This is a genomic window from Ectopseudomonas khazarica (assembly GCF_017915135.1).
GTDB classification, from domain to species: domain Bacteria; phylum Pseudomonadota; class Gammaproteobacteria; order Pseudomonadales; family Pseudomonadaceae; genus Aquipseudomonas; species Aquipseudomonas khazarica.
This window is the reverse complement of the sequence record NZ_CP068551.1, coordinates 2,783,148-2,806,762: the sequence shown is the minus strand read 5'-3', so window position 1 is coordinate 2,806,762 and position 23,615 is coordinate 2,783,148. Positions and strand designations below refer to the sequence as shown.

24 protein-coding genes and 1 pseudogene are annotated in these 23,615 nt (G+C 62.9%); 8 read left to right on the top strand and 17 right to left on the bottom strand.

What is annotated here, in order from left to right; genetic code table 11:
* Positions 1 to 8 precede the first annotated feature (8 nt).
* Entirely contained in the window at positions 9 to 1,247 is a 1,239-nt protein-coding gene (gene mexE, locus JLK41_RS13425) for a multidrug efflux RND transporter periplasmic adaptor subunit MexE (protein ID WP_037047482.1), read from the bottom strand.
* Positions 1,248 to 1,422: 175 nt separating this feature from the next.
* Entirely contained in the window at positions 1,423 to 2,337 is a 915-nt protein-coding gene (locus JLK41_RS13420) for a LysR substrate-binding domain-containing protein (protein ID WP_037047481.1), read from the bottom strand.
* Between the two features lie 219 nt (positions 2,338 to 2,556).
* Between JLK41_RS13420 and JLK41_RS13415 the strand changes: the two genes are divergently transcribed.
* The 3 genes from JLK41_RS13415 (at position 2,557) to JLK41_RS13405 (ending at position 5,196) form a co-directional block, all read left to right on the top strand.
* The gene (locus JLK41_RS13415; RefSeq protein ID WP_037047479.1) at positions 2,557 to 3,579 is read left to right on the top strand and encodes a zinc-dependent alcohol dehydrogenase family protein; all 1,023 of its coding nucleotides are present in this window, start codon (positions 2,557 to 2,559) and stop codon (positions 3,577 to 3,579) included.
* Between the two features lie 60 nt (positions 3,580 to 3,639).
* On the top strand, positions 3,640 to 4,533 hold the full coding sequence (locus tag JLK41_RS13410; protein WP_037047478.1) for a chemotaxis protein CheV: 894 nt from the start codon (positions 3,640 to 3,642) through the stop codon (positions 4,531 to 4,533).
* A gap of 162 nt (positions 4,534 to 4,695) precedes the next feature.
* Complete coding sequence (locus tag JLK41_RS13405) at positions 4,696 to 5,196, top strand: hypothetical protein (RefSeq protein ID WP_210389116.1); 501 nt, start codon at positions 4,696 to 4,698, stop codon at positions 5,194 to 5,196.
* Between the two features lie 6 nt (positions 5,197 to 5,202).
* Here the strand turns inward: JLK41_RS13405 and JLK41_RS25365 are convergent, their stop codons facing one another.
* Together JLK41_RS25365 and JLK41_RS13395 are read right to left on the bottom strand one after the other, a co-directional pair.
* Positions 5,203 to 5,436, bottom strand: a complete 234-nt coding sequence (locus tag JLK41_RS25365; RefSeq protein WP_037047473.1) for a DUF2798 domain-containing protein — start codon at positions 5,434 to 5,436, stop codon at positions 5,203 to 5,205.
* A 262-nt stretch (positions 5,437 to 5,698) separates the two neighbouring features.
* A complete protein-coding gene (locus tag JLK41_RS13395) occupies positions 5,699 to 6,904 on the bottom strand; it encodes an NAD(P)/FAD-dependent oxidoreductase (RefSeq protein ID WP_210389115.1) in 1,206 nt (401 codons plus the stop codon).
* A 122-nt stretch (positions 6,905 to 7,026) separates the two neighbouring features.
* Between JLK41_RS13395 and pdxR the strand changes: the two genes are divergently transcribed.
* On the top strand, positions 7,027 to 8,529 hold the full coding sequence (pdxR, locus tag JLK41_RS13390) for a MocR-like pyridoxine biosynthesis transcription factor PdxR (RefSeq protein WP_037047470.1): 1,503 nt from the start codon (positions 7,027 to 7,029) through the stop codon (positions 8,527 to 8,529).
* A gap of 34 nt (positions 8,530 to 8,563) precedes the next feature.
* Here pdxR and JLK41_RS13385 read toward each other — a convergent pair whose 3' ends face one another.
* The 6 genes and pseudogenes from JLK41_RS13385 to JLK41_RS13360 all read right to left on the bottom strand — a co-directional run bounded on the left by JLK41_RS13385 (position 8,564) and on the right by JLK41_RS13360 (position 14,402).
* Positions 8,564 to 9,817 (bottom strand): OprD family porin, encoded by a 1,254-nt coding sequence (locus JLK41_RS13385; RefSeq protein ID WP_175254049.1) that lies wholly within the window; start codon positions 9,815 to 9,817, stop codon positions 8,564 to 8,566.
* A gap of 384 nt (positions 9,818 to 10,201) precedes the next feature.
* The gene (locus JLK41_RS13380) at positions 10,202 to 10,690 is read right to left on the bottom strand and encodes a GlcG/HbpS family heme-binding protein (protein WP_210389114.1); all 489 of its coding nucleotides are present in this window, start codon (positions 10,688 to 10,690) and stop codon (positions 10,202 to 10,204) included.
* A 93-nt stretch (positions 10,691 to 10,783) separates the two neighbouring features.
* The gene (locus JLK41_RS13375; RefSeq protein ID WP_134675837.1) at positions 10,784 to 11,410 is read right to left on the bottom strand and encodes a response regulator transcription factor; all 627 of its coding nucleotides are present in this window, start codon (positions 11,408 to 11,410) and stop codon (positions 10,784 to 10,786) included.
* The gene (locus JLK41_RS13370; RefSeq protein ID WP_210389113.1) at positions 11,407 to 12,834 is read right to left on the bottom strand and encodes a sensor histidine kinase; all 1,428 of its coding nucleotides are present in this window, start codon (positions 12,832 to 12,834) and stop codon (positions 11,407 to 11,409) included. The genes JLK41_RS13375 and JLK41_RS13370 overlap by 4 nt, the downstream gene beginning before the upstream one ends.
* Positions 12,835 to 13,262: 428 nt before the next feature.
* A pseudogene (locus tag JLK41_RS13365) lies at positions 13,263 to 13,541 on the bottom strand (SprT-like domain-containing protein); the annotation flags it as partial.
* A 219-nt stretch (positions 13,542 to 13,760) separates the two neighbouring features.
* Positions 13,761 to 14,402: a hypothetical protein gene (locus JLK41_RS13360; RefSeq protein WP_210389111.1), complete on the bottom strand. Its 642-nt coding sequence runs from the start codon at positions 14,400 to 14,402 to the stop codon at positions 13,761 to 13,763.
* 347 nt (positions 14,403 to 14,749) lie between these two features.
* Between JLK41_RS13360 and JLK41_RS13355 the strand changes: the two genes are divergently transcribed.
* Positions 14,750 to 15,870 (top strand): IS3 family transposase gene (locus JLK41_RS13355; RefSeq protein WP_210389110.1). Its coding sequence is split into 2 segments (ribosomal slippage): positions 14,750 to 15,008 and positions 15,008 to 15,870, totalling 1,122 coding nucleotides; the frame shifts between segments, so codons are not numbered across the junction.
* Positions 15,871 to 16,114: 244 nt separating this feature from the next.
* Here the strand turns inward: JLK41_RS13355 and JLK41_RS13350 are convergent.
* Entirely contained in the window at positions 16,115 to 16,387 is a 273-nt protein-coding gene (locus JLK41_RS13350; RefSeq protein ID WP_210389109.1) for a hypothetical protein, read from the bottom strand.
* A 13-nt stretch (positions 16,388 to 16,400) separates the two neighbouring features.
* On the opposite strand from JLK41_RS13350, the gene JLK41_RS13345 reads away from it, so the two are divergent.
* Both JLK41_RS13345 and JLK41_RS13340 read left to right on the top strand, forming a co-directional pair.
* Entirely contained in the window at positions 16,401 to 16,847 is a 447-nt protein-coding gene (locus JLK41_RS13345) for a hypothetical protein (protein ID WP_425321821.1), read from the top strand.
* Between the two features lie 325 nt (positions 16,848 to 17,172).
* Positions 17,173 to 17,340, top strand: a complete 168-nt coding sequence (locus JLK41_RS13340; protein ID WP_156049331.1) for a hypothetical protein — start codon at positions 17,173 to 17,175, stop codon at positions 17,338 to 17,340.
* Positions 17,341 to 17,398: 58 nt separating this feature from the next.
* Here the strand turns inward: JLK41_RS13340 and galU (JLK41_RS13335) are convergent, their stop codons facing one another.
* From galU (JLK41_RS13335) to gorA, 4 genes are all read right to left on the bottom strand, one after another.
* Complete coding sequence (gene galU / locus JLK41_RS13335; protein WP_175254054.1) at positions 17,399 to 18,271, bottom strand: UTP--glucose-1-phosphate uridylyltransferase GalU; 873 nt, start codon at positions 18,269 to 18,271, stop codon at positions 17,399 to 17,401.
* A 101-nt stretch (positions 18,272 to 18,372) separates the two neighbouring features.
* Positions 18,373 to 18,759, bottom strand: a complete 387-nt coding sequence (locus JLK41_RS13330) for a VOC family protein (protein WP_037056652.1) — start codon at positions 18,757 to 18,759, stop codon at positions 18,373 to 18,375.
* A 2-nt stretch (positions 18,760 to 18,761) separates the two neighbouring features.
* Positions 18,762 to 19,385, bottom strand: coding sequence for a trimeric intracellular cation channel family protein (locus JLK41_RS13325; RefSeq protein ID WP_037056654.1), 624 nt, complete (start codon positions 19,383 to 19,385; stop codon positions 18,762 to 18,764).
* Positions 19,386 to 19,392: 7 nt separating this feature from the next.
* Positions 19,393 to 20,751, bottom strand: coding sequence for a glutathione-disulfide reductase (gene gorA, locus JLK41_RS13320; protein WP_037056656.1), 1,359 nt, complete (start codon positions 20,749 to 20,751; stop codon positions 19,393 to 19,395).
* A 72-nt stretch (positions 20,752 to 20,823) separates the two neighbouring features.
* Between gorA and JLK41_RS13315 the strand changes: the two genes are divergently transcribed.
* Complete coding sequence (locus JLK41_RS13315) at positions 20,824 to 21,246, top strand: VOC family protein (protein WP_037056658.1); 423 nt, start codon at positions 20,824 to 20,826, stop codon at positions 21,244 to 21,246.
* Between the two features lie 47 nt (positions 21,247 to 21,293).
* Here the strand turns inward: JLK41_RS13315 and galU (JLK41_RS13310) are convergent, their stop codons facing one another.
* Together galU (JLK41_RS13310) and JLK41_RS13305 are read right to left on the bottom strand one after the other, a co-directional pair.
* On the bottom strand, positions 21,294 to 22,133 hold the full coding sequence (gene galU / locus JLK41_RS13310; RefSeq protein WP_037056659.1) for a UTP--glucose-1-phosphate uridylyltransferase GalU: 840 nt from the start codon (positions 22,131 to 22,133) through the stop codon (positions 21,294 to 21,296).
* 39 nt (positions 22,134 to 22,172) lie between these two features.
* Positions 22,173 to 23,534: a UDP-glucose dehydrogenase family protein gene (locus JLK41_RS13305; RefSeq protein ID WP_210389108.1), complete on the bottom strand. Its 1,362-nt coding sequence runs from the start codon at positions 23,532 to 23,534 to the stop codon at positions 22,173 to 22,175.
* Positions 23,535 to 23,615: the final 81 nt, after the last annotated feature.

Below are 23,615 nucleotides of genomic sequence, written 5' to 3'. Positions count from 1 at the left end.
TGGCGTGATCAGCCGCGCGGAGAGTGAGCATCGATTTTTTCGGCGGCGACACGCGGAGCCTGGCTGCCATCGACGGCCTGGCGCATGCGAGCCAGTTGCTCGAGCGTGCCTTCATCGGCCATCGACACCGGCTGCGGGTCGACGGTGGCGCCCGGCATGGCACGTTGCAGGCCGTTGACGACGATCTTCTCGCCCTTGCTCAGACCGCTGCGCACGATACGCAGGCCTTCCAGCTTCGGCCCCAGCTCGATGGCGCGATAGGCCACGGCATTGTCGGCGCCCAGCACCAGGACATACTTCTTGCCCAGGTCGGTGCCGACGGCCTCGTCCTTGATCAGCGTCGCGGCATAGGGCTTGCTGCCGACCAGCTTCAGACGCGCATACAGGCCGGGGGTGAAGCGGCCATCCTCGTTGTCGAAGACGGCGCGGCCACGGATGGTGCCGGTGCGCGGGTTGACCTGGTTGTCGAGGAAGTCCAGCTGACCCAGGTGCGGGTGGTCGGCTTCATCGGACAGGCCGAGGTAGACCGGGCTGGCGCCACGGGCATCGGAACCGGATTCACGAGCCAGTTCCACATACTTGAGGAAGGCGCGCTCGTCCGCATCGAAGTAGGCGTAGACCTTGTCGGTGGACACCACCGAGGTCAGCAGGCTTTCGCCGGCACCGACCAGGTTGCCTTCGGTGATCTCGGCGCGGCTGACGCGACCGTCGATGGGCGAGGTGATGCGGGTGAAACCGAGGTTGAGGCGAGCGTTCTCCAGTTCGGCGGCGATGGCGGCGACCTCGGCCTTGGCTTCGGTCGCGGCGCTGGCCCGGGCGTCGGCCAGTTCGGCGGAGATGGCGTTGCTCTGGCGCAGGCGCTCGCCACGGCGGGCCTCGCTGGCTGCACGTGCCTGGTTGGCACGCGCCTGTTGCAGCTGGGCCTCGAGGCGTTTGACTTCGGCCTGGAATGGACGCGGGTCGATCTGGAACAACAGATCGCCTTTCTTCACCAGCGAACCTTCGTCGAAGGCCACGCGATCGATGTAGCCCGAAACGCGCGGGCGAATCTCGACCGACTGCGGTGCCTCCAGGCGACCAGTGAACTCATCCCACTCGTTGATCGGTTGTTCGATGACTTCGGCGACGCTGACCTTGGGGGCCGGCATCTGCGCCTGAGTCTGAGGCGCCTGATCGCAGCCGCTCAGGGCGATGACGCTGGCGAGCGCCAGGGGGAATATCCAGATGTTCTTGTGATGCTGTTCCATAGATGACTCCGCCAGTCGGATTTGTGGATGGGCGGAGTCTGCGGCGAGTCAGAGGGTGCTACGAATCGAACACCATGAAGTTGAATATCATCAGGAATGATGAAAGACAGAGTTCTATCAATTTTGAGTCATGATAGTGCGAGAAAGTTCCTGCCGGCACCTGCATGGTGCGTTTTCAGAGGCTGTCGGGGTCACCGCAGAACATCTGGATGCGCGAACGCAGCCAGCGTTCTGCCGGGTCGTTGTCCTGCGCGCCGCGCCAAGCCATGTGCAGCTCGAATGTCTGCGCCGGCAGCGGCAGGTCCTCTGCGCGCAGGCCACCGGCCGCGGTCAGGGCCGCGGCGGTGTAGTCCGGCACGCTGGCGACGATGTCGGTTTCCGCCAGCAGGGTGGCTAGGCCGTTGAACTGCGGCACGGCCAGTACCACATGGCGTTCGCGCCCGACCTTGGCCAGCTCGTCGTCGATGAAGCCGGTGAGGTCTCCAGCGAAGGACACCAGGGCATGAGGGCGCGCGCAGTAGTCATCGAGGCTCAGCGCGCCGGGCACGGTGTCTGCACGCAACAGCTTGGCCTTGCTGCGCCGCAGGACCTTGCGCTTGGCGTTGGCCGGCAACTCCTCGGTGTAGGCCACGCCCACGGAGATCTCCCCGGAGGCCAGCAGCCCCGGCATCATCAGGTAGTTGGTACGGCGAATCACCAGCACCACGCCTGGTGCCTCGGCGCGCAGGCGGCGGAGCAGGGCGGGGAGCAGGGCGAACTCGACGTCATCGGAGAGGCCGATGCGAAACACCGCCTTGCTGGTAGCCGGATCGAAGTCGGCAGCGCGGCTGACTGCGGTGGAGATGGAGTCCAGCGCGGGCGAGAGCAGGGCGAAGATCTCCTGTGCCCGTGGCGTCGGCTCCATGCTGCGCCCGGTACGCACGAACAGCGGGTCATCGAACAGCGTGCGCAAGCGTGCCAGCGCCGCGCTGATGGCTGGCTGGCCGAGAAACAGCTTCTCCGCAGCCCGGGTCACACTGCGTTCGTGCATCAGCGTCTCGAAGACGATCAGCAGGTTCAGATCGAGGCGACGCAGGTCGTTGCGGTTCATCCAGGTACCATCCGAGGGGACACGGGCCTTGTCAGCACCGCGTTGCAAATGAGAGCCTTGCCGGCACAAATAGTACGGGCAGTGCGCAGCGGATTGAAAGTCGCTGAATCACTGACAGGCATGAAGACTATCGATAGAGTCTGATAGTGTCGCCGTCGCACAGCGGATAGAGTCCACAATCATTGAAGTGTTAATCCGCGATCAAGCTCGAGGTAAGCGATGTCCCGCATGATCCGTTTTCATAAGTTCGGCGATGCCGATGTGCTCCAGTACGAAGAGGTTCCGACGCCTGTGCCCGGCCCTGGTGAGGTGCTGGTGCGCGTTCAGGCAGTCGGCCTGGGCTGGAAAGACGTATTGTGGCGTCAGAACCTGGCGGCCGAGCAGGCCAAGCTTCCGGCAGGCACCGGCTTCGAACTGGCCGGCACCATCGCCGCCCTGGGCGAAGGCGTCAGCGATTTCGAGATCGGCACCGCCGTCGCCGGCTTCCCGGCCAGCACGCCGAACCGCTATCCGACCTGGGGCGATCTGGTGCTGATGCCCAGCCATGCCCTGACCCGCTATCCCGAGGTGCTCAGTCCGCTGGAAGCCAGCGTGCACTACACCAGCCTGCTGTTCGGCTACCTGGCGCTGGTCGACCTGGCGCACCTGAAACCGGGGCAGCATGTGCTGATCACCGAGGCCAGCCACTGCATGGCGCCGCAGACCGTGCAGCTGGCCAAGGCGCTGGGGGCGAAGGTGATCGTTTCCACCAGCTCGGCGGATGATCGCGAGTTCCTGCGTGGTCTCGGTGCCGACAAGGTGATCGCGACCGAGGAGCAGGACCTGGTGCTCGAAGTCGAACGCTACACCGAGGGCAAGGGCGTCGAGGTGATTCTCGACCAGTGCGCCGGGCCGCAGATGAAGCTGCTGGGTGACATCGCCGCGCCGCGTGGCAAGTTGATCCTGTACGGCATCAACGGCGGCAACGATACCGCGTTCCCGGCCTGCGCCGCCTTCAAGAAGCACCTGCAGTTCTTCCGCCACTGCGTGCTGGACTTCACCGGCTGCCCGGAACTGGGCATCGAGCCCAACAACGAGGCGGTGCAGCGCGCGCTCACCCACATCAACCAGATGACGGCCGACCGCCTGCTGACGCCGGTGATCGACAAGGTGTTCGACTTCGAGGACTTCGTCGAGGCGCATCGCTACATGGAAACCTGCCCCAACCGCGGGCGAGTCGCCTTGAAACTGGCTGCGGATTAAAGTCCGCAGCCAGCTGGTCGCTATACCCGGTAGGCCTACCGTTCGTTCAAGGATCGTTTCATGAGTCTCATCACCGGCGATGCGCTGTCTCTGCTGTTGTTTCGTTTGCATAGCGGCCGACTGCTGGGAATCAACCTGCTCAAGGTCAACGAGATCATTCCCTGTCCGCCGCTGACCAAACTGCCCAACCGTGGGCCGAACGTGCGCGGCATCGCCACGTTGCGTGGCTCCGCGCTGACGGTCATCGACCTGTCGCGTGCCACGGGCGAGGCCGGGGCCGCCGACGAGGACGACGGCTGCCTGATCGTCACCGAGCTGAGCCGCTCGCGTCAGGGGCTGCACGTGAAGAGCGTCGAGCGCATCGTGCAGTGCTCCACGCGCGACGTGCGCCCGCCGCCCGCAGGCTCCGGCAACCGGGCCTTCATCACCGGGGTGACCCAGATCGACGGCGCCATCGTGCAGATTCTCGATATCGAGAAGGTGCTGCACGACATCACGCCAGCCCTGGAAGAGGCGCCGGTCGGGCAATTGCTCGATGGCCAGGACGGACAGATCCTGCAGGGACGACGTGTGCTGCTGGTCGACGATTCGCAGGTCGCGCTGCAGCAGACGCTCAACGTCCTGCGCCAGCTGGGCCTGGACTGCACGGCGGTACGCAGTGCCCAGGCGGCGCTGCAGCAACTGCATGAATATCGCCAGGCGGGCATGCCCTTCGAGCTACTGGTGTCCGACATCGAGATGCCCGAGATGGACGGCTACAGCCTGGTGAGGGAAATCCGCCGCAGCGCCGACATCGCCGATACCTACGTGTTGCTGCACACCTCACTGGACAGCACCATGAATACCGAAAAGGCCCGCTCGGTCGGTGCCAACGCGATGCTGACCAAGTTCTCCTCGGTCGACCTCACCCGGGCACTGCTGGACGCCTTCCGGCAGATCAGCGACTCGCACTGACGTCGTTGCCACCTTGCCGCCCAGCGGCAAGGTCTTGCCTCCCATTGCCGCTGCTGGAAACGAACAAGCCCTGTGTTTTCAGTGGCTTGCGTCATTCTTTCATGTTGGCACGCGCCTTGATTCCAAGCCCCTGGCAACTGCAACTCAGTCAAGGAGCGAGGCATGAGTATCATTGGAGGTGTAGGCAACTACAGCGGCGTGTCGCTGAGCGGTTTCCGCGGCAAGCAGAACGAGCAGCAGGATGAACAAGCGCTCGTTACACGCGAGGTCGGGAAAACCGTGCGCACGGCGAATGCCGAGTCGGAGCGCGAATTCCAGGCCAGACAAGCCACGGAAGAGGGGTTTGCCCGCCTGCGGGTAGCCCTGCAGAACGGCGCCGATGAGCAGACCGAAACCAGCGTCGGCTCGGGACAGGTGGAGAAGAAGGAGGAAGACGACGGCAAGGCCGCACTCGAGGCGTTCAAGGCCTACATGGCGATGACGCCGGCGGAAAAGATGCGCGACCGCATACTCAAGGAAATGGGCCTGACCGAGGAAGATATCGAGTCCATGCCGCCTGAGCAGCAGAAGGCAGTGGAGGAGACGATTGCCCAGCGCATGCAGGAACGCGCCGAGATTCAGGCTGCTTCGGACGAGGATAGCCACTCGTACGGGCTGGTCTGAGGACTCTCAGTCCTCGCGCTGAACGATGAGATCGGTCAGTCGCCGGACATAGGGTGCAGCCAGCAGTACCACCGGGATCATGCTCAGCCAGGTCAGTAACCAGGTCGTGCTCCAGCTGAGCATGAACGGACCCAGTGCCATCCCCTTGGGGTTGGCGATCAACGCCGCGATGGCGCTGGTGATGGCGGATTGCAGCAGCCCGAATACCTGCGGCCGGTACTGGCGATTGATGCGTGGCACGCGAACTCTCCTGCAGTCAAAGACCCGCGACAAGGCACTTCGACCCGGATTCGCCAGAGGGTGGCGGTGTGGCAGGGCCTTGCCCGTATGACCAGGCGACTGTCGCCAGGGGCTGCAATCAGGTCTGGCCTCGAGCATATACCGCTTGGGGGGTGTGATGTCAGGTGGTTGCGCTGTCGAGCGGCACGCGTCGCCGTGGCCGACAACGCAACTCGCAACGGCGCAGCCCCGGACGCACAGGGCGTCCGGGGCTGGCAGCGGGTCAGGCAACGACGGGGATCAGCGGGTCGGCCGCCGCCAGCGCGACATCGCGCTTGGCCTCCGGCGGGTAGATCCACTTGGTGTTGATCTCGGTCTTGATGGCCTTGCCTTCCTGGCCGGTCAGCAGCACCTTGCGCTCCCAGCCTTCGGTGAAGACAGCGCCCCAGGCGCCGAGATCGAGGCAGGTCACGTACTTGGGCTGACTGTAGGGGATCGCTTCGACACCCAGCAGATCGGCCGCCGCGTTGTTCCCCGACGAGCGCCCCAAGGCGATGGCGTGCTGGCAGGTCATCAGCGCATGATTGCCCAGCTCATCCACGGCGGCATAGGCCGTATCGCCGGTGGCATAGATGCTGTCCTGGCCCAGTACCTTCAGGTTGCGGTCGACATGCAGGCGTCCGAAGGCATCGCGCTCGCCATCGATCTGCTGGGTCAGTGGCGAGGCTTTCACCCCCACGGTCCAGACCACGGTGCTGGCCTCGATGCGCTCGCCATCGTCGAGTTGCACGCCCTGTTCGTCGACCATCGATACCGGGCTGCCGAGCTTCCAGGTGACCCCCAGCGCATCGCTGGCTTCGGCGATCACCGAGGCGATCTGCTCGCCCATCGCGCTCCCCACCTGCTTGCCCATGTCGACGACGATCACCCGCACATCCGCCTCGTCGCCGAGGATGGCGCGCAAGCGCGCCGGCATTTCTGTTGCCGTTTCGATGCCGGTGAAGCCGCCTCCGACCACCACCACGGTGTTTCGCGCCTGGCTGGCCGGCTTGTCACGCAGGCTCTGCAGATGAGCCTCGAGCTTTTGCGCCGATTCGAAGCTGTCGACATCGAAGGCGAAGCGGTCGATACCGGCCAGAGGAGGGCGGGCGACCTGGCTGCCGGAGGCCAGGATCAGCCGGTCGTAGCTCAGTTCGGCCTGGGCGCCGCCCGTTTCGCGGTAGATGACGCGCTTGCCGGCGGCATCGATGCGCGTCGCACAGCCTTGCACGAAATTCACGCCGACCGCATCGAACAGCGGGCTGAGCGGGGCAACGGTGGTAGCCAGGTCGGTTTCGTAGAAACGCGGGCGCACGCGGAGTTCGGCTTGCGGGGCGAGGAGGGTGACGCTCACATCCAGACGCTGGTGCTGGTCCAGCAGGCGAATGGCGCTCAGCGCGCTCCACATGCCGGCAAAACCGGCGCCGATGATCAGGATTCGTTGTTTCATGTCGTTGTTCCCGTAGCGAAGAAGAAAGGTGCTGGCTGACTACGGGATGAATTGTGCGGTTGCATTGGATCAGTGTATTGATCCAATATTTGCAAGAATTACTGATCCACTTCGGAGCGCACATGGCTGCCGACAAAACACCGCCAGAGGTAGTCTTTCTGCCGCTGGGAACGCCGGAAGAGGGTGTCAGCCTGCAGAGCTGGCTGTATGAGTCGCTGCGCGCCGCGATTCTCCTCGGGCGTCTTCCCGCAGGCAGTAAGCTGCCCAGCACGCGCGCCATGGCCGAGTACTACAAGCTGGCCCGTGGCACGGTGCAGGCGGCCTATCAGCAGCTGCTTTCCGAGGGCTACCTGCAGGCCCGAACCGGCAGCGGGACACGCGTCAGCGATGTACTGCCGGACCCGACGCTGAACGCGGGATACGTCCGACGCAAGGTGGTGGCCGAGGTGAAGGAAAGCCGCAGCGCCCCCGACACGCCCTGGTTGAATCGCCTGGCGGAGATCGATCCGATCTTCTCCCGACGCACGCTGCCCAGTGGACTGCGTCCTTTCTTCCCTCATCGCGGCGACATCAAGGCCTTCCCCATCGACCTGTGGCGCAAGCTGCATACCCAGCAGTTGCGCAGCTCGCGCCTGTCCATGCTGCTGGACTCCGATCCGGCGGGCTTGCCCGCGTTGCGCGAGGCGGTCGCGGGCTACCTGGCCATTGCCCGTGGGGTGCAGGTCTCAGCGTCGCGCATTCTCCTGCTCAGCACCGTGCAGCAAGGGTTGGACCTGTGCCTGCGGCTGCTGGCACCGGGCGAATCGCAGGTGTGGATGGAGGACCCGGGATACCCGGGCGCACGCCAGCTGATGGAGGTATCCGGTGTGAGGCGTGTGGACGTGCCGGTGGATCAGGCCGGCCTCAGGGTCGATGAAGGCGTGCGCCTGGCGCGTGATGCGCGGCTGGCGTACGTCACGCCTTCGCGCCAGGCGCCTCTGGGTGGCGAGCTGTCGCCCGCACGGCGTCTGGCCCTGCTGCAATGGGCGCAGGAGCAGGGTAGTCATATCTTCGAGGATGACTATGACAGCGAGTACCGCTTCATCGCCAAACCCATCCCGGCACTGCGCTCCATGCCGGGCGCCGAGCACTCGGTGATCATGGCCGGCACGTTCAGCAAGCTGCTGTTTCCTGCGATCCGCCTGGCCTACCTGGTGCTGCCCGAGCATCTGGTCGAACCGTTCACCCGCGCTTCGGCGCTGTTGTCGCGGCATGCCAACGGCCTGGCGCAGGCGGTGCTGGCCGATTTCATTCACGAAGGGCACTTCGACCGCCATGTGCGGCGCATGCGCAAGATCTACGCTTCCCGGGCCGATGCCTTTGCCGAAGCCGCGCACAGGCATTGGCGCGGATTGATCGATGTGCCGGAGATTCGCGCGGGGATGGACATCGCCTGCCGCTTGCACGTCGAGGATGAACAGCTGGCGTTCGAGCGTTTGCAGGAGGCCGGCATCGGCTCGATACCGCTGTCGCGCTACTGGGTCGCCAATACGCAGGCACCCGGCCTGATGATGGGGTTCGCCGCCTACGACGAAGCGGCGATCGAGGATTCGGCCAAGGCTCTCGTACAGGCCTTGCGGGCATGAAGGGTTGCCCCGACCAGGGTCGGGGCAGGGGGCATCACAGGATGCTCAGCGGGTACTCGACGAACGCACGAATCTCGTTGAGGTCCGGACCGACATCGGTGCTCGAACGATAGATCGAGTTGCGCAGGCGCAGGTGCAGGTCCTTGGCCGCGCCACTCTGGACGGTGTAGCTGACCTGGTTGAAGATCTCGCGCTCGGTACCCTCGTTGTCGTTACCGGTGTCGATGTTGTCGCCACGGACGTAGGCGAACTTGTAGCGCAGGCCCGGCACGCCGTACTCGGCGAAGTCCAGCTCGTAGCTGGCCTGCCAGGACCGCTCATCCTTCAGGTTGAAGTCCGAGTAGTAGGAGTTGGCCAGGTAGATGCTGCTGCCGCCATCACCGTAGTCGTAGGCGAAGCCGGCATCGCCGCTGTTACGCTGATGCGCCAGGATGAACGCGTGGGCGCCGACGCTGTACTTGGCGGCTAGGCTCCAGATGGTGTTGCGGTCGCCTTCGCCGTCGCCACCAAAGTCCAGCGCGGCGCTGGAGCCGGTGTCGTACTTCGTGCGGTAGATGTTGAAGTCGAAGTTCAGCGCCTGATCGGCCGCCAGTGCCAGGTTGTAATTGACGTTGGCGTAGTAACGCTTGTACATGTCCTCGAGGTCGGCGTGGTAGACCGCCAGACTCAGGTCATCGCTGACGGCGTAGCTGCCGCCGAGCACATCGATGCTCTTCAGGCGGTTGGGGTCGCGCGCCGAGTCGCCCATCGGGCTGTCAGCGGTGAAGCGCCCGGCATTCAGCTCCAGGCCTTCGATCTCGTTGCTGGTTACCAGCGTACCGGTGAAGGACTGCGGCAGCAGGCGGCTGTCGTCATGCGCCAGAACGGGCAGGGAAGGGAACTGATTGCCGTACTTGATCACGGTGTTGGAGACGCGCAGTTTCACTGCACCGCCGGCCTGGGAAAGCTCATCGACCGGACGACCGTCGCCGTCGGTGTCGAAGAAGGCGCGGTAGTTGCGTCCACGACCGCTGTCGAGCTTGATGCCCAGCAGGCCGAAGGCGTCGACGCCGAAGCCGACCGTGCCCTGGGTGAAGCCGGACTCGAAGGTGGTGATGAAACCCTGGCCCCAGGTCTTGGCATCGTTGGTGCGGTCTTTGTAGTCGCGGTTGAAATAGGCGTTGCGCAGCAACAGGTTGAGGCTGGCATCCTCGACGAAACCGTTGGCTTCGGACTGGCTGCTGGCGTGCGCCAACTGGCCACCAAGCGCGAGGCTGCAGGCCAGCGCGAGACCGTGTTTTCTGTACATGAGTGCTCCCGGTGTTTGTGTGCTGTTCTAAACGTGCCCCACATCGAGGTAAGGCCCGGCCCAGAGGGCGCGCTTAGAGTTATCACCATGCTGCCGGCGGCACTATTTGAGCTGATTGATGATCACTATCGATGACTTCGATGGGGTGTTTGCGGATGCACCCGGTAGGCTTCGTCCCGATGAAGATTCCTGGGCAGCGACAGTTGACTCCGTGACAAGGTCGTTGCTCTGGCTCCACTTCATCTCCTTTGGTTAAGACGACTTGTGACCGCCTGGGTCTTCCAGTGCGGTCTTTTTTTGTCCGGGAGACAGGGACCAGGCCACCGCCAGCTTCAGCAACCGGCGGTGGCCAAGGCCGCGAATGACTACTCGCGTTACGGTTGCTTAGCGAAACAACCCGGCATTCGCTGCCAGAACCTCATCGGCGCACTGTGCATCCAGGTGGCCACCCGGAGCACCTGCGACACCGATGGCGCCGATGACGGTGTCGCCGGCCTTGACCGGAACCCCGCCACCCAGCAACAGGAAACCCGGAATATCGGTGAGATTGGCTGCGCCGGGGTTCTTCTGTGCGTTCTCCATGATTGCCAGCGTAGGGGCCTTGGCCGACGCCGAGGTGAAGGCCTTGGCCCTGCTGGCCTCGATCGTGTGTGGGCCGGCGTTGTCCGCGCGGGCAAAGGCCTTCAGCAGGCCGGCACGATCCACCACCGAAGCGCTGACGTTGTAGCCTTTGGCGGAGCAGGCCGCGACGGTCGCACTGGCGAGCTTCTGCGCGTCGGCCGTCGACAGATTGCCTTCATTGAGAACCGCGCCGTTGGCGACGTTGACGAGGGCGAACGAGCAGAGCAGGGCAGCTAGGGACGAACGAGTCATGGGACTTTCCTTTTAGTCGGATCAGGAGTCGCCAGTCTGGTCGCATGCCCCTCGCCGCGGTATTCGCCCGACTACTCGTCGTTCTCCGTAGCGCTACGGAGACGGTTCATCCAGCAGGCTGGCGTACTGGCGGATCAGCTGTGCCAGCGAGTCGGCCTCGAGCTTGTCGAAGACGTTGGCCCGGTAGGTTTCCACGGTTCGCGGCGAGAGCTCCAGCTCCCGCGCGATCTCCTTGTTGCTCATGCCTGTGACAATGCGCACCAGCACGTCATGCTCGCGCCCGGACAAGCGCGCCAGGCGCTCGCTGGCCGCCAGGCTGACGGCCTGACGCTCCCGGCTGGCGATATGCAGACGTACAGCGGCTTGCACCGCATCCAGGAACACATCGTCATCCACGGGCTTCTGCAAGAACTCCATGGCACCGCCCTTGAAGGCGCGGCGACACAGATCGACGTTGCCATGCCCGGTCAGCATCACCACCGGCAGATCGGAACATTCGGCGAGCCGTTCCAGTACCTCCAGCCCACCCATGCCCGGCATGCGAATGTCCAGCACGACGCAGCCGATCGACTGCGCCGACAGCGTGGCGAGAAACGCCTGCGGATCGCCATGGCTTTCGCTGCGCAAGCCGACGCTGCGCAGCAGCAGGGCCAGGCCATCACGCACGGCGTCATCATCGTCGACCAGGTAAACCAGCGGGGAATGGGAGAGGGCGTTCATGCATCGGCTCCGGCAAGCGGTAGGCGCAGGGTGAAGCAGGCGCCGCCCGTGTCCAGGTTGCGCGCGCTGAGGCGGCCGTCCATGGCGCCGGCCAGCGTCTCGCACAGTGTCAGGCCCAGCCCCATGCCGTGCTGGCGTGACGTATAGAACGGCTCGAACAGGCGTGGTAGCGCTTCGTCTGCGATGCCCGGACCGTCGTCGCTGACATGGAACACATACGCATCGTCCTCGACGCCGCCACTGACCTGGATGTTGCGGGTGCCACTCATGTCAGCTGCGTTCTGCACCAGGTTGTGCACTATCTGCTCGAGCGCGACCCGATCGCCCAGCGGGCATTCGCCCGGGCTGGCATTGGACCAGCTCAGGCGAATGCCCTGGCGGGCCAGCTCCTCGGCGCGTAGAAACAGTAGCGAGGCCATCAGCTGCTCGGCATCCACCGCTGCACGCGTCGACGGCGAGCTGGACTGCACCAGATCGCGCAATCGGCGGATGATGTCCGCCGCACGGCGTGCCTGGGCAGCGCTGGCAAGCAGCGCCTGGCGCACGGCAGGGCGCTCGTCCTCTTCGTCGAGCAGGCGCTCGGCTGCACGCACCTGGGCGAGAATCGCCGTCAGTGGCTGGTTCAGCTCATGGGCGATGCCTGCGGCCATTTCACCCAGCGAACCCAGGCGGGCCATCTGCGCCAGGCGGGCTTGCTCCTGCTGTCGCCGAGCCTCGGCGCGCGTGCGCTGCCAGGCCGTGCCGGCAACGGCCAGCAGAGCGCTGGCGAACGCCCATGTCAGCCATGCCGGCCAGGGCCAGTCGGCTGGCGTCAGGGTCCGCCAGCTGTGCAAGGCAAAGGGCTGGCTGACGGCTCCCAGCGGTTTGCGCAGGTCGAACGTCCAACCCAAGGAAAGGTCCCCAGGCTGACGGGCCAACAGCGTGAGCGGCCCGTTGCCCAAGTCCAGGGTCAACACGCCCAGTGATGGCGGGAATTCATCGGCGGAGAGCAATTGCCGTGCATCCAGCAACAGGCTCCAGCCTGACGGCGCGACCAGCCAGTAGCGCGACTGTTCCTGAGGCAAGGTGACAGGCCGCTGCAGTTGGCGCGCTCGTTCGAGTATTCTCGCCAGTTCAGCAGGCGCTGCCTGAGTTGCCATCCAGGTGCCGTTGCGAAACAGCCCGAGACCCTGCAACTGCGGCATGCTTGGTTGCAGGCTGGGCAACAGGCGTTCGGGCGCCGGCGGATTCGCCAACGCCGCCAGCGTTGCCAGGACGGCCTCATGCTGCACGGTCTTCTGACTGAGCATGCGCTGGGCGATGCTGGTGTCCTGGAAGAAGCGTTCGTAGTTGGCAACGCCGTCCTGCCAGCCAATCCAGGCTGCACCGGGGCAGAACAGGATCAGCCAGAGAAAGGGAACGCTGAATCTGGGCGATGATTTCATGGGCCTCATCATGCCTGTCGCATTGGCCGTCCACCATCCGTAGTGCTGCGGAGGTTTCAGGCCGGTAGCGGTATCTGTTTTCATGTGTTGGTTGCATGCGTGCGCAGAGTGTTTTGTCTGGCGCCCCTGGTGGTTTCTTCCAACCCAATACTTCGCATAATGTATATTATGTTAAATCATGTATATCGATGACCACCTCCCGGCTTGCTGTGGCTCCTGTGTCGTACGTCAGCTAACTGGAGAATTCCGTCAAGGATGAGAATTCAAAAAAGCCCTTCTGGATCATATGCCTACGATTGGGCTCTGGTGTGCCAATCAGCGAGTCGCGCATTTTTCTCCTAACCCGCGCTGCTGCGCGCTGGTGGGACATGGCGATCTGATTGCTGAAATTGACGTTACGCATGGGCTCATGCAAAGCAGCGAGCAACCTAGAACTCAACCAGCACCGATCCGTTCAGCTCCTCACGCAGCGTCCGCCACGGTGGCAAGTGCTGGTCAAGCAGCCCAGTAAAGTGTTCGTTGTGATGGCTCTCCAGCAGATGCGTCAGCTCGTGAACCACGGGTGTACTCCAGGCACTGCACGGGCTTTTCGCCAGTTCTAAATTCAGCCAGATGCGCTGAGTTTCGATGTTGCACGTACCCCATTTGGTTTTCATGCGTTTGATGCCCCAAGCGCTGACCGTAACGCCCAAGGATGGCCTGCCACTTCTCCAACAGCTCCGGAACGAGTTTTTTCAGCTCTGCACGGTAGAACGCATGGAGAAATTCCTGTTTTTCTCTGGCGTCGTATCCGGGCGCACAGTCAAAAGCATCGAATCCTCCCCTCCGAGGCTCAGCCAGGGTGTGCCGCCCTCTTCTATTACCCTGAGCCGATACCGCGGCTGCCCAGGATTTGGGAGGCTGTTCAATTTCACAGTCTCCAGCCGTCAATGTTCCAGAATGTTGACGGTGTAGTAGCCGGGCTGATCAGCGATTTCCTCGTAGCGCACGAGCCCCTTGAGATCTCCCTTGAACGCTTCTAGAGCCTCGGCCCCAAGCAACAACTTGCGCATGGGCTGGAGGATTAGGCGAGCGACGTCGTCGAGTGTGTTCACCTGTGCCAGCTCTACTGAGTAGGCCCATGAGCGCGGAGCGCCAGGCCGGTCTTCGAAGACAAAGAGCAACCCAGAGTCCAACAACTGCTCGCCCGGCTCAAGCGGGAAAATCATTGCGCAGCCAGGGAACTCCGCCGGGCCATAGGCCCAGCAAAATACATGGATTAACGGTAAGCGGTTTCCACCCGTCGCGATGCCGTCGCCCGCCAGACTGATCTGGAACCCCAAGTACATCGATGCGCTGCGCTTCGGCTTTATGATCAACGGGATATCATAGATGACATCGGTGCTGACCCACTGGTTATCGGAGTTTCGAGTATCGTTACTCCAGTGCTCGGAGGCAAAGAGCCTGGCCAGATCCGGCTCCGACAGCATCCGGTTGATCTCCTCCGTAACCAACGTGCTGAGGTTATCAACCTCCTGGCCGACCTTGGTGACGTACTCAAAGGATGCTGAAATCTGATTGCCCAGCATGGATCACTCCTTGACTTGATTCGTGAAGAAAACCGGCCTATCGCCAAACTCAGAGATGTCTGGCGGGACGAGCCCGGCGATGCCGTTACTACCCTTCCAGAACACTCGTTTATTGAGGTCAGGGGCTTCAGGCGCCACAATCCACTTGAAGCCAAGGAATGGGGTTATCCCCATAAGCCCAAGCAAGTGTGCACTGTGCTTGGCCCAGGTCTGAAATTGACGACTCCCGCCTTTCGCGGAGTAAGTGGCGCAGTACAAGACATGGTGCCAGTTGAGAAGGCGACGTCTCCCCCGATTTGAGTAGCGCCAAGCTTTAGAGTCCAATCCCAGTACCCAGGAGATTGGACATGAAGAAGCGCTTCACTGAAGAGCAAATCATTGGCTTCCTGCGCGAAGCCGAGGCCGGACTGCCGATCAAGGAGCTGTGTCGTCGGCACGGCTTTTCAGAGGCCAGCTACTACCTTTGGCGCAGCAAGTTCGGCGGGATGAGCGTGTCGGATGCCAAGCGCCTGAAGGAGTTGGAAAGCGAAAACGCCCGACTGAAGAAAATGCTCGCCGAATCGATGCTGGAAATCGAAGTTACCCGCGAGGCGTTGCGAAAAAAGTGGTGAGCGCACCCTCCCGTCGAGAGCTGGTGCGCCACATGACGGCACGTGGCTTGAGTGAGCGTCGGGCGCTTCAGGTGATCCGCATGAGCGCCAGTGCATTGCGCTACCAGCCGAGACCGGATCGCAACCAGAGCCTACGTGAGCGCATTGTGGCCCTAGCGCATCGGCATCGTCGCTATGGCGCCGCGATGATCTATTTAAAGCTGCGCCAGGCTGGCGAAGTGGTTAACCACAAGCGGGTGGAGCGGCTGTATGCCGAAGCCCGCTTGCAGGTGAAACGACGTAAGCGCAAGAAGATCCCGATTGCGGATCGACAACCGCTGGGACGGCCACGTGCAGCTAACCAGGTCTGGTCGATGGACTTTGTGTTTGACCGCACGGCTGAAGGGCGTGTCATCAAGAGCCTGACTGTAGTGGATGACGCCACCCATGAGGCTGTTGCCATCGTGCCGGAGCGAGCCATAGGCGGGCACTCGTTGACGCGCATTTTGGATCGCCTGGCCATGTCACGCGGGCTGCCCAAAGCCATCCGCACGAACAATGGCAAGGAGTTCTGTGGTCGCGCCATGCTGACCTGGGCTTATCAGCGTGGTGTGAAGTTGTTCCTGATTGAGCCAGGAAAACCCAATCAAAACGCCTACATCGAATCGTTTAATGGACGCTTTCGTGATGAGTGCTTGAACGAGCACTGGTTCACCAGCCTGCCGCACGCCAAGGTAGTGATTGAGTCCTGGCGACGGGAATACAACGAAGAGCGACCGAAGAAAGGACTTGGAGGATTAACCCCATCCGCCTATGCCGAGCAACTGGCCTCAAAAGCCATTACATTGATTCAGGACTCTAACGCCAGCTGCTACTGAAGACGGGGAGACGTCGACGTCGCAGTACGTTGTTACTTTTCTGCAGACACGGACCACCCAAGCTGTCGAGTTTCGCTTCACGTTCCTGGTCGGCAAATAGGCTTAGCATGGGCTGGCAGCCCTGTGAGTTGGGGCTGCACGGATTTTAAAGGAGATGGTAGGTTTTTGGAGGTTCCCTTGAGCTTGACAGCTTAATTACCTCGAGAATTTTATTTCTTGCTTTTCCATTAAAAGTGTCAGCTTATTAAGCTTGTAAGTGACGCTTTTGCCCCCTCCCCCCCCTCACACCTTGCTCTAGATTAGACTCAAAAAAAGTCACCACATAAAACTCTGAGTCTTCGGCAAGTAGTAAAGAGTAGCCTTCGTGATCAATGTTTTGAATTTCATTGAAATCACTCAAGGCTAGAGAAATTGCAAGCCCATGATTGTAATCAATGATAGTGTGAATTTTTTCCATTGAGCGCACTGCACTTGAATTGATTAATAATAAAAATACAATTAAAAATCCTGCTCTCACTTAGTTTGCCCCTGTGCCTATAGTGGATATTACTCCAGATCCGGCGTCTAGCTTTGCCGAGCTGGTCACGGTGGCCACCTACTATGGCCCTGCCTACCAGATCACTGACATGACCGGTTCTATGGCCGGGCAGGCCATCCATTCGATCCTGCTCAACTGCCATGTGCCGATAAACCAGCACAGTTTCACCCTGCGCTACGGTGTGCTGGTGAAGAAAATCCCCGGCCTCAGCGAGGAGCAGAACCGCGCCATGGCCATGGCCTACGTCGAGCAGGCGCGCGCCGCCTTCTACGAGGATGTGGCGATCTGGCAGAGCAAGACCCGAGTCGACAATCCGCTGCTGTGTGACGGCGACGGCCCGGTCTACCAGCTGCGCAAGTGGTACGAGCAGTTCTATGTCGATGCCGCCGAAGTCCCGCACGAGAACGCCGAACGCCATGAATATGTGGTGAAAGGCTGAAGACGGCGCCCGTTGGCGCGGCGGATTGCTCGAGGAAGCTCCGACAGCTCGGCTGCGCGTGACGGCCAGGGTCTCGCCAACTCCCCCGGCGGGATCTTCTGGCCCCTCCCTCTCATCGTACTCGAACAGCAACCTTGTTCCGCGCCGAGCGCTGGAGCACCGCTGCATTCGCGCGCCGCAGGCGGCAAGTGCCTGCGCGCACAGGCACGGAGGCGATCTAGTTCACTCGGACGAGGACGCTCTTTCCGAGGCGCCCTAAGGTGAAGGCACAACAACAACCGCGCTGGCCTGCCCCGCAGGTGAAGCGCCCAGCCTGAGGTGCGCCATGAAGACCTCCACCTGCTGCACGCTGCTCGCCGTTACCGTGATTGTCGGCCTGGCCGGCACATTGATCATGTCGCGTCCCCAGCCCCAGATGACCCTGCTCGTCTGTCCTGCGCCCCAGGGCGGATGCTACCTGCCACCGCCGAGTATCGGGCGCCTGATCCCATGAGCGGCAGCGCGTCGAGCAGCACGACGCGCTTTCGCCCGATGGAGACGCAACCGCTCGCTCAGGCCGATACCGCCTTCAGGCGTGCGTTCGCCGCACTCACCGGGTGCGTCCTGTGGCGGTTCTCGAAACAGAAATTGGTCGCCTGCACGTAGCCCTCGGCCGAACCGCAGTCGAAACGCTGGCCCTTGAACTTGTATGCCAGCACGCAGCCTTGTTGCGCCTGCTTCATCAAGGCGTCGGTGATCTGGATCTCGCCGCTCTTGCCGGGCTCGGTCTGCTCGATCAGCGAGAAGATGTCCGGCGTCAGGATGTAACGGCCAATAATCGCCAGGTTCGACGGCGCGTCTTCCGGCCGAGGCTTCTCCACCATGCGCTCGATGCGGAAGATATCGTCACGCAGCGCCTCGCCGGCGATCACACCGTAGCGCGACACCTCCTCCATCGGTACTTCCTGGATGGCCACGATCGAGCATCGGAACTGTTCGTAGAGCTTGACCATCTGGCTCAGTACGCCGTCGCCTTCCAGGTTCAGGCACAGGTCGTCGGCCAGGACCACGGCGAACGCTTCGTCACCGATCAGCGGACGGCCAGTGAGGATGGCATGCCCCAGGCCTTTCATCTCCACCTGGCGGGTGTAGGAAAAGGTGCATTCATCGATCAGCTGGCGAACACCGCTCAAGGACTTCTCCTTGCCGGTGTTGGAGATTTCGTGTTCCAGCTCGTAGCTGATGTCGAAGTGATCTTCCAGCGCGCGCTTGCCACGCCCCGTGACGATGGCGATTTCCGACAGGCCGGCCTCGAGCGCTTCTTCGACGCCGTACTGGATCAGCGGCGTGTCGACCACCGGCAGCATTTCCTTGGGCATCGACTTGGTCGCGGGAAGAAAGCGTGTGCCGTAGCCGGCCGCGGGAAAGAGACATTTCTTGATCATGGATTCCATACCAAATTCAGAGACTGGGTACAGAACCTGACCAGCCTGGCGGCCGATCGGTTCAAGAAATTTCATCCGCGCCTGCGAAGCAGGCGTCGGTTTCAGCCGTTGTCGGGATAACGACTGACTTCGATCAGGTTGCTGTCCGGATCGCGGAAATACACCGACTCGATAGGCCCGACGGCGCCCGTGCGCGCAACGGGGCCCTCCTCCACGGACACCCCCTGCCCGGCCAGGTGTTCCAGCACCTGCGCCATCGACCACTGGGTGATCAGGCAAAGGTCGATGGCACCCGGCGTCGGCCTGGCCGCCTTGGGCTCGAACTCGCGCCCTGCCTGGTGCAGGTTGAATTTCTGCCGGCCGAAGACCAGTGCGCTGCGCCCGGCGCCGAAACGCTCGTGGCGCATGCCCAGAACGCGCTCGTAGAAGTCGACGGTGACGTCGATATCCGCCACCGTCAGTACCAGGTGATCCAGTCGTTCGATCATGCTCAATGCCTGTCCAGTAGATGAAAACGCGGCAACCCGAGGTGCCAGTGAATTGCAGCCAGACGCGAGGCCAGCACGACCAGCATCGCTGCGGCCGTGTCCACCCAGTGCGGCGTACCCAGCATGCGCAGGGCGATGAAGGTCAGCGCGCCGGCGATGCAGGCGGTCGCGTAGATTTCCTTCTGGAAAATCAGCGGAATCTCGTTGCACAGAACGTCGCGAATGACGCCTCCGACCACCCCGGTCATCACGCCCATGATCACCGCCGTGCTGATTGGCGTACCGTGCTGCAACGCCAGCTCGGTACCGTACACAGTGAACACGGCGAGGCCGAAGGCGTCGGCGATCAGCAGGCCCTTCTCGTGAATCGGTCGCGTCATGCGTACCCAGGCGACCGTGCCCAGGGCCGCCAGCGATGCGACCAGGATGTAGGTGTCGTCACGAATCCAGCTGACCGGATGGTTGTCCAGGATCAGGTCACGCAAGGTGCCACCGCCCAGCGCGGTGACGATGGCCATCACCAGCACGCCGAACAGGTCCATGGACTTGCGCCCGGCCATCAGCGCGCCGGTGATGGCGAATACCGCTACGCCGAACAGGTCGGCGATGTAGAAAAGTCGCTCCATGCTGCGCTCAGCGGCTGACCGGCGTGCGCAGGGTGACGAACTCCTCGGCCGAACTCGGGTGCACCCCGATGGTCTCGTCGAAGATCTGCTTGGTCGCACCGGCCTTCAGCGCGATGGCCAGGCCCTGGACGATCTCGCCCGCCTCCGGGCCGACCATGTGGCAGCCGAGCACGCGATCGCTGTCGGCGTCGACCACCAGTTTCATCAGGGTGCGCTCCGGGTTGTCGGTCAGGGTCAGCTTCATCGGCCGGAAACGGCTCTCGAAGATCTTCACCTTGTACCCGTCCTCGATGGCCTGTTCCTCGCTGAGCCCGACGGTGCCGATATTCGGCAGGCTGAACACGGCGGTCGGAATCATGCGGTAGTCCAGCGGGCGGTATTCCTCGGGCTTGAACAGGCGACGGGCCACCGCCATGCCCTCGGCCAGCGCCACGGGGGTCAGCTGGACGCGACCGATGACGTCGCCCAGGGCGAGGATCGAGGGCGTGGATGTCTGGAACTGCTCGTCCACGGCGATGTAGCCGCGCTCGTCCAGCTTCACCTCGACATTCTCCAGGCCGAGGTTGTCCAGCATCGGCCGGCGGCCGGTGGCGTAGAACACACAATCGGTGTCCAGCACGCGACCATCCTTGAGCGTCGCCGCCAGGCTGCCATCGGCCTTGCGTTCGATGCTGGCGATATCGGCGTTGAACTGCAGGTCCAGCCCCTTCTTGCTCAGTTCCTCTTTCAGGTGCTCACGTACTGCGCCGTCGAAGCCGCGCAGGAACAGGTCGCCGCGATACAGCAACGTGGCCTGCGCGCCGAGGCCGTGGAAGATGGAGGCAAATTCGACCGCGATATAACCACCACCCACCACCAGCACACGCTTGGGCAGCGTTTTCAGGAAGAAGGCTTCGTTGGAGCTGATGGCGTGCTCGCGGCCGGGAATATCCGGAATCTTCGGCCAGCCACCGGTGGCGATGAGAATGCGTTCGGCACTGTGGCGCTCGCCATCGACTTCGACGGTGTGGGCGTCGACGATGCGCGCATGGCCCTCGAACAGGCTGACCCCGCTGTTGACCAGCAGGTTGCGGTAGATCCCGTTGAGGCGCTCGATCTCGCGGTTCTTGTTGGCGATCAGCGTTGCCCAGTCGAAGTTCGCGGCGCCCAGCGACCAGCCGAAGCCCTCGGCCTGCTCGAAATCCTCGGCGAAGTGCGCGCCGAAGACCAGCAACTTCTTCGGCACGCAGCCGACGTTCACGCAGGTGCCGCCCAGGTAGCGGCTTTCGGCAACGGCCACGCGCGCCCCGAAGCCAGCGGCGAAACGCGCCGCACGCACACCGCCGGACCCGGCACCGATAACGAAGAGATCGAAGTCGTAACTCATTGCGGCCTCCTTGAACAGGTCGCCAGCATACCCGAAAGCCAACGGCTAAGCTGAGTCCAGGAGGTGTACGCCATGCGCCCTGCCCTGACCCACATTGCCCTCCATGTACCGGACCTGGACGCCTGCATCGATTTCTATCGCCGCTACTGCGGCATGCAGGTGATCCACCAGCGTCCGGGCAAGGGCACGCGCATCGTCTGGATGGCCGAACCCGGCAAGGAACACCAGTTCATCTTCGTCATCATGCCCGGTGGCCAGGACAGGCATCTGGCCGCGGATGACTACAGCCACTTCGGTTTCGCGCTGGAAAGCCGCGCCGATGTCGAGCGCATTGCCGCCATGGCCGCCGCCGACGGCTGCCTGATCTGGCCGCCGCGCGACGAGCCCTACCCGGTCGGCTTCTACTGCGGCCTGCGCGATCCCGCAGGCAACTACGTGGAGTTCAGCTACGGCCAGCCTCTGGGGCCGGGTTCGGAGCAGATGCCGATCCCCTGAAAGCAAGACGCCACCCGAAGGTGGCGTCGTGTCGATCAGCCTGCGGATCAGAACGCCTTGCCGGTCTTGTACAGATTCTCGAAGCAGAAGTTGGTCGCCTCGATGTAGCCTTCGGCGCTACCGCAGTCGAAACGCTGGCCCTTGAACTTGTAGGCCATCACGCAGCCCTGCTGGGCCTGGCGCATCAGTGCATCGGTGATCTGGATTTCACCGCCCTTGCCAGGCGGGGTGCTGCGAATCAGGTCGAAGATATCCGGCGTGAGGATGTAGCGGCCGATGATCGCCAGGTTCGACGGCGCGTCTTCCGGCTTGGGCTTCTCCACCATGTTGCTGACGCGGTAGATGTCGTCACGGATCATCTCGCCGTCGATCACACCGTACTTGTAGGTTTCGTCACGCGGGACTTCCTGGATCGCGACGATGGAGCAGCGGAACTGGTTGTACAGCTTGACCATCTGCGCCAGCACGCTGTCGCCTTCCAGGTTCAGGCACAGGTCGTCGGCCAGGACCACGGCGAACGGCTCGTCGCCGATCAGCGGCTGGCCGCACAGAATGGCGTGCCCCAGGCCTTTCATCTCGACCTGGCGGGTGTAGGAAAAGCTGCACTCGTCGATCAGGCGGCGAATGCCGACCAGGTATTTTTCCTTGTCGGTGCCCTTGATCTGGTGCTCGAGTTCATAGCTGACGTCGAAATGGTCTTCCAGAGCGCGCTTGCCGCGACCGGTAACGATGGAGATCTGGCTGAGGCCAGCCTCGAGTGCCTCTTCGACCCCATACTGAATCAGTGGCTTGTTCACCACCGGCAACATTTCTTTCGGCATGGCCTTGGTGGCGGGCAGAAAGCGGGTACCGTAACCGGCAGCGGGGAACAGGCATTTCTTGATCATGGGACTCCCTGATGGAGGATGAATGGCGCGCCCAGTCTATCAAGCCGCGCTGGCCTTACAACTGCCGACTGCTGGCCGACCGATGCCGCGGTACAAAAATCCCTGCTCGGCCAGCTGAGCCGCGTCGTAGATGTTGCGCCCATCGAACAGCACCGGCATGCGCATCGCCCCGCGTATGCGTGGAAAGTCCGGCTGACGGAACTGCTTCCACTCGGTCACCAGCACCAGCGCGTCGGCTCCCTGGGTCGCCGCATAGGGCGAATCGCTCAGCAGCAACTGCCCCGACTCGACCGCAGCGGCGTAGCGCGCAGCCACGCCGGCAGTGGCTACCGGGTCGCAGGCCTGGACCCGCGCACCCGCCGTGAGCAGCGCCTCCAGCAGTACCAGGCTCGGCGCTTCGCGCAGGTCGTCGGTGCCAGGCTTGAACGCCAGGCCCCAGAGCGCGATGACCCGCCCCTGGAAATGACCGTTGAAGTGCTCGCGCAAGGCCTGGAACAGCAGGGTCTTCTGCAGCGCGTTGCGCGCTTCGACCGCGCGCAGGATGCCCGGCTCGATGCCTTCATGCTCGGCGGTGCGGATCAGCGCCTTCACGTCCTTGGGGAAGCAAGAGCCGCCGTAACCGCAGCCGGCGTAGATGAAGTGGGTGCCGATGCGCCGGTCGCTGCCGATACCACGGCGGACCTCCTCGACATCCACACCCAGGCGCGCACAGATGCCGGCCATCTCGTTGATGAAGGAGATCTTGGTGGCGAGAAAGGCATTGGCCGCGTACTTGCTGAACTCGGCGGCACGCACGCCCATGCAGAGCAGGCGGTCGTGGTTGCGCAGGAACGGCGCGTACAGCCGGCGCAACAGCTCGCGGCCACGCTCGTCGTTACAACCCACGATGACCCGGTCCGGGCGCATGAAGTCCTCGACGGCAGAGCCCTCCTTGAGGAACTCGGGATTGCTCGCCACCACCACGCGCGCGCGCAGCCCACGCCGCACCAGCCCCGCGTTGACACGCTGCTCCACCCGGCCAGCGGTGCCGACCGGCACGGTGGACTTGTCCACGACCAGGCAGTTGTGATCGAGCTGTTCCCCCAGTTCGTCGGCAACCGCCAGCACATGCGTCAGGTCCGCCGAGCCATCCTCGCCGCTTGGCGTGCCCACGGCGATGAACACCACCTCGGCGCGCCGGATGCCGGCGCGCAGCTGGGAGGTGAAGCTGAGCTGGCCGCTGGCGAGCTGCGCCTTGAGCATCGCCTCAAGCCCCGGTTCGTAGATCGGCACCTCACCGCGGGAGAGCATCGCGACCCGCTGCGGATCACGCTCGACGCAGATCACCCGGTTGCCCATCTCGGCAAAGCAGGTCGCCGTCACCAAGCCCACGTAGCCTGCTCCAATCACGCCTATCTGCATCGCAGCATCCTCCAGAGGTTTGCTGCGATTGCAACCAATCGCGGTGGCAGCGATGTGACGGAGCGGAGAAGGAAAGATGAC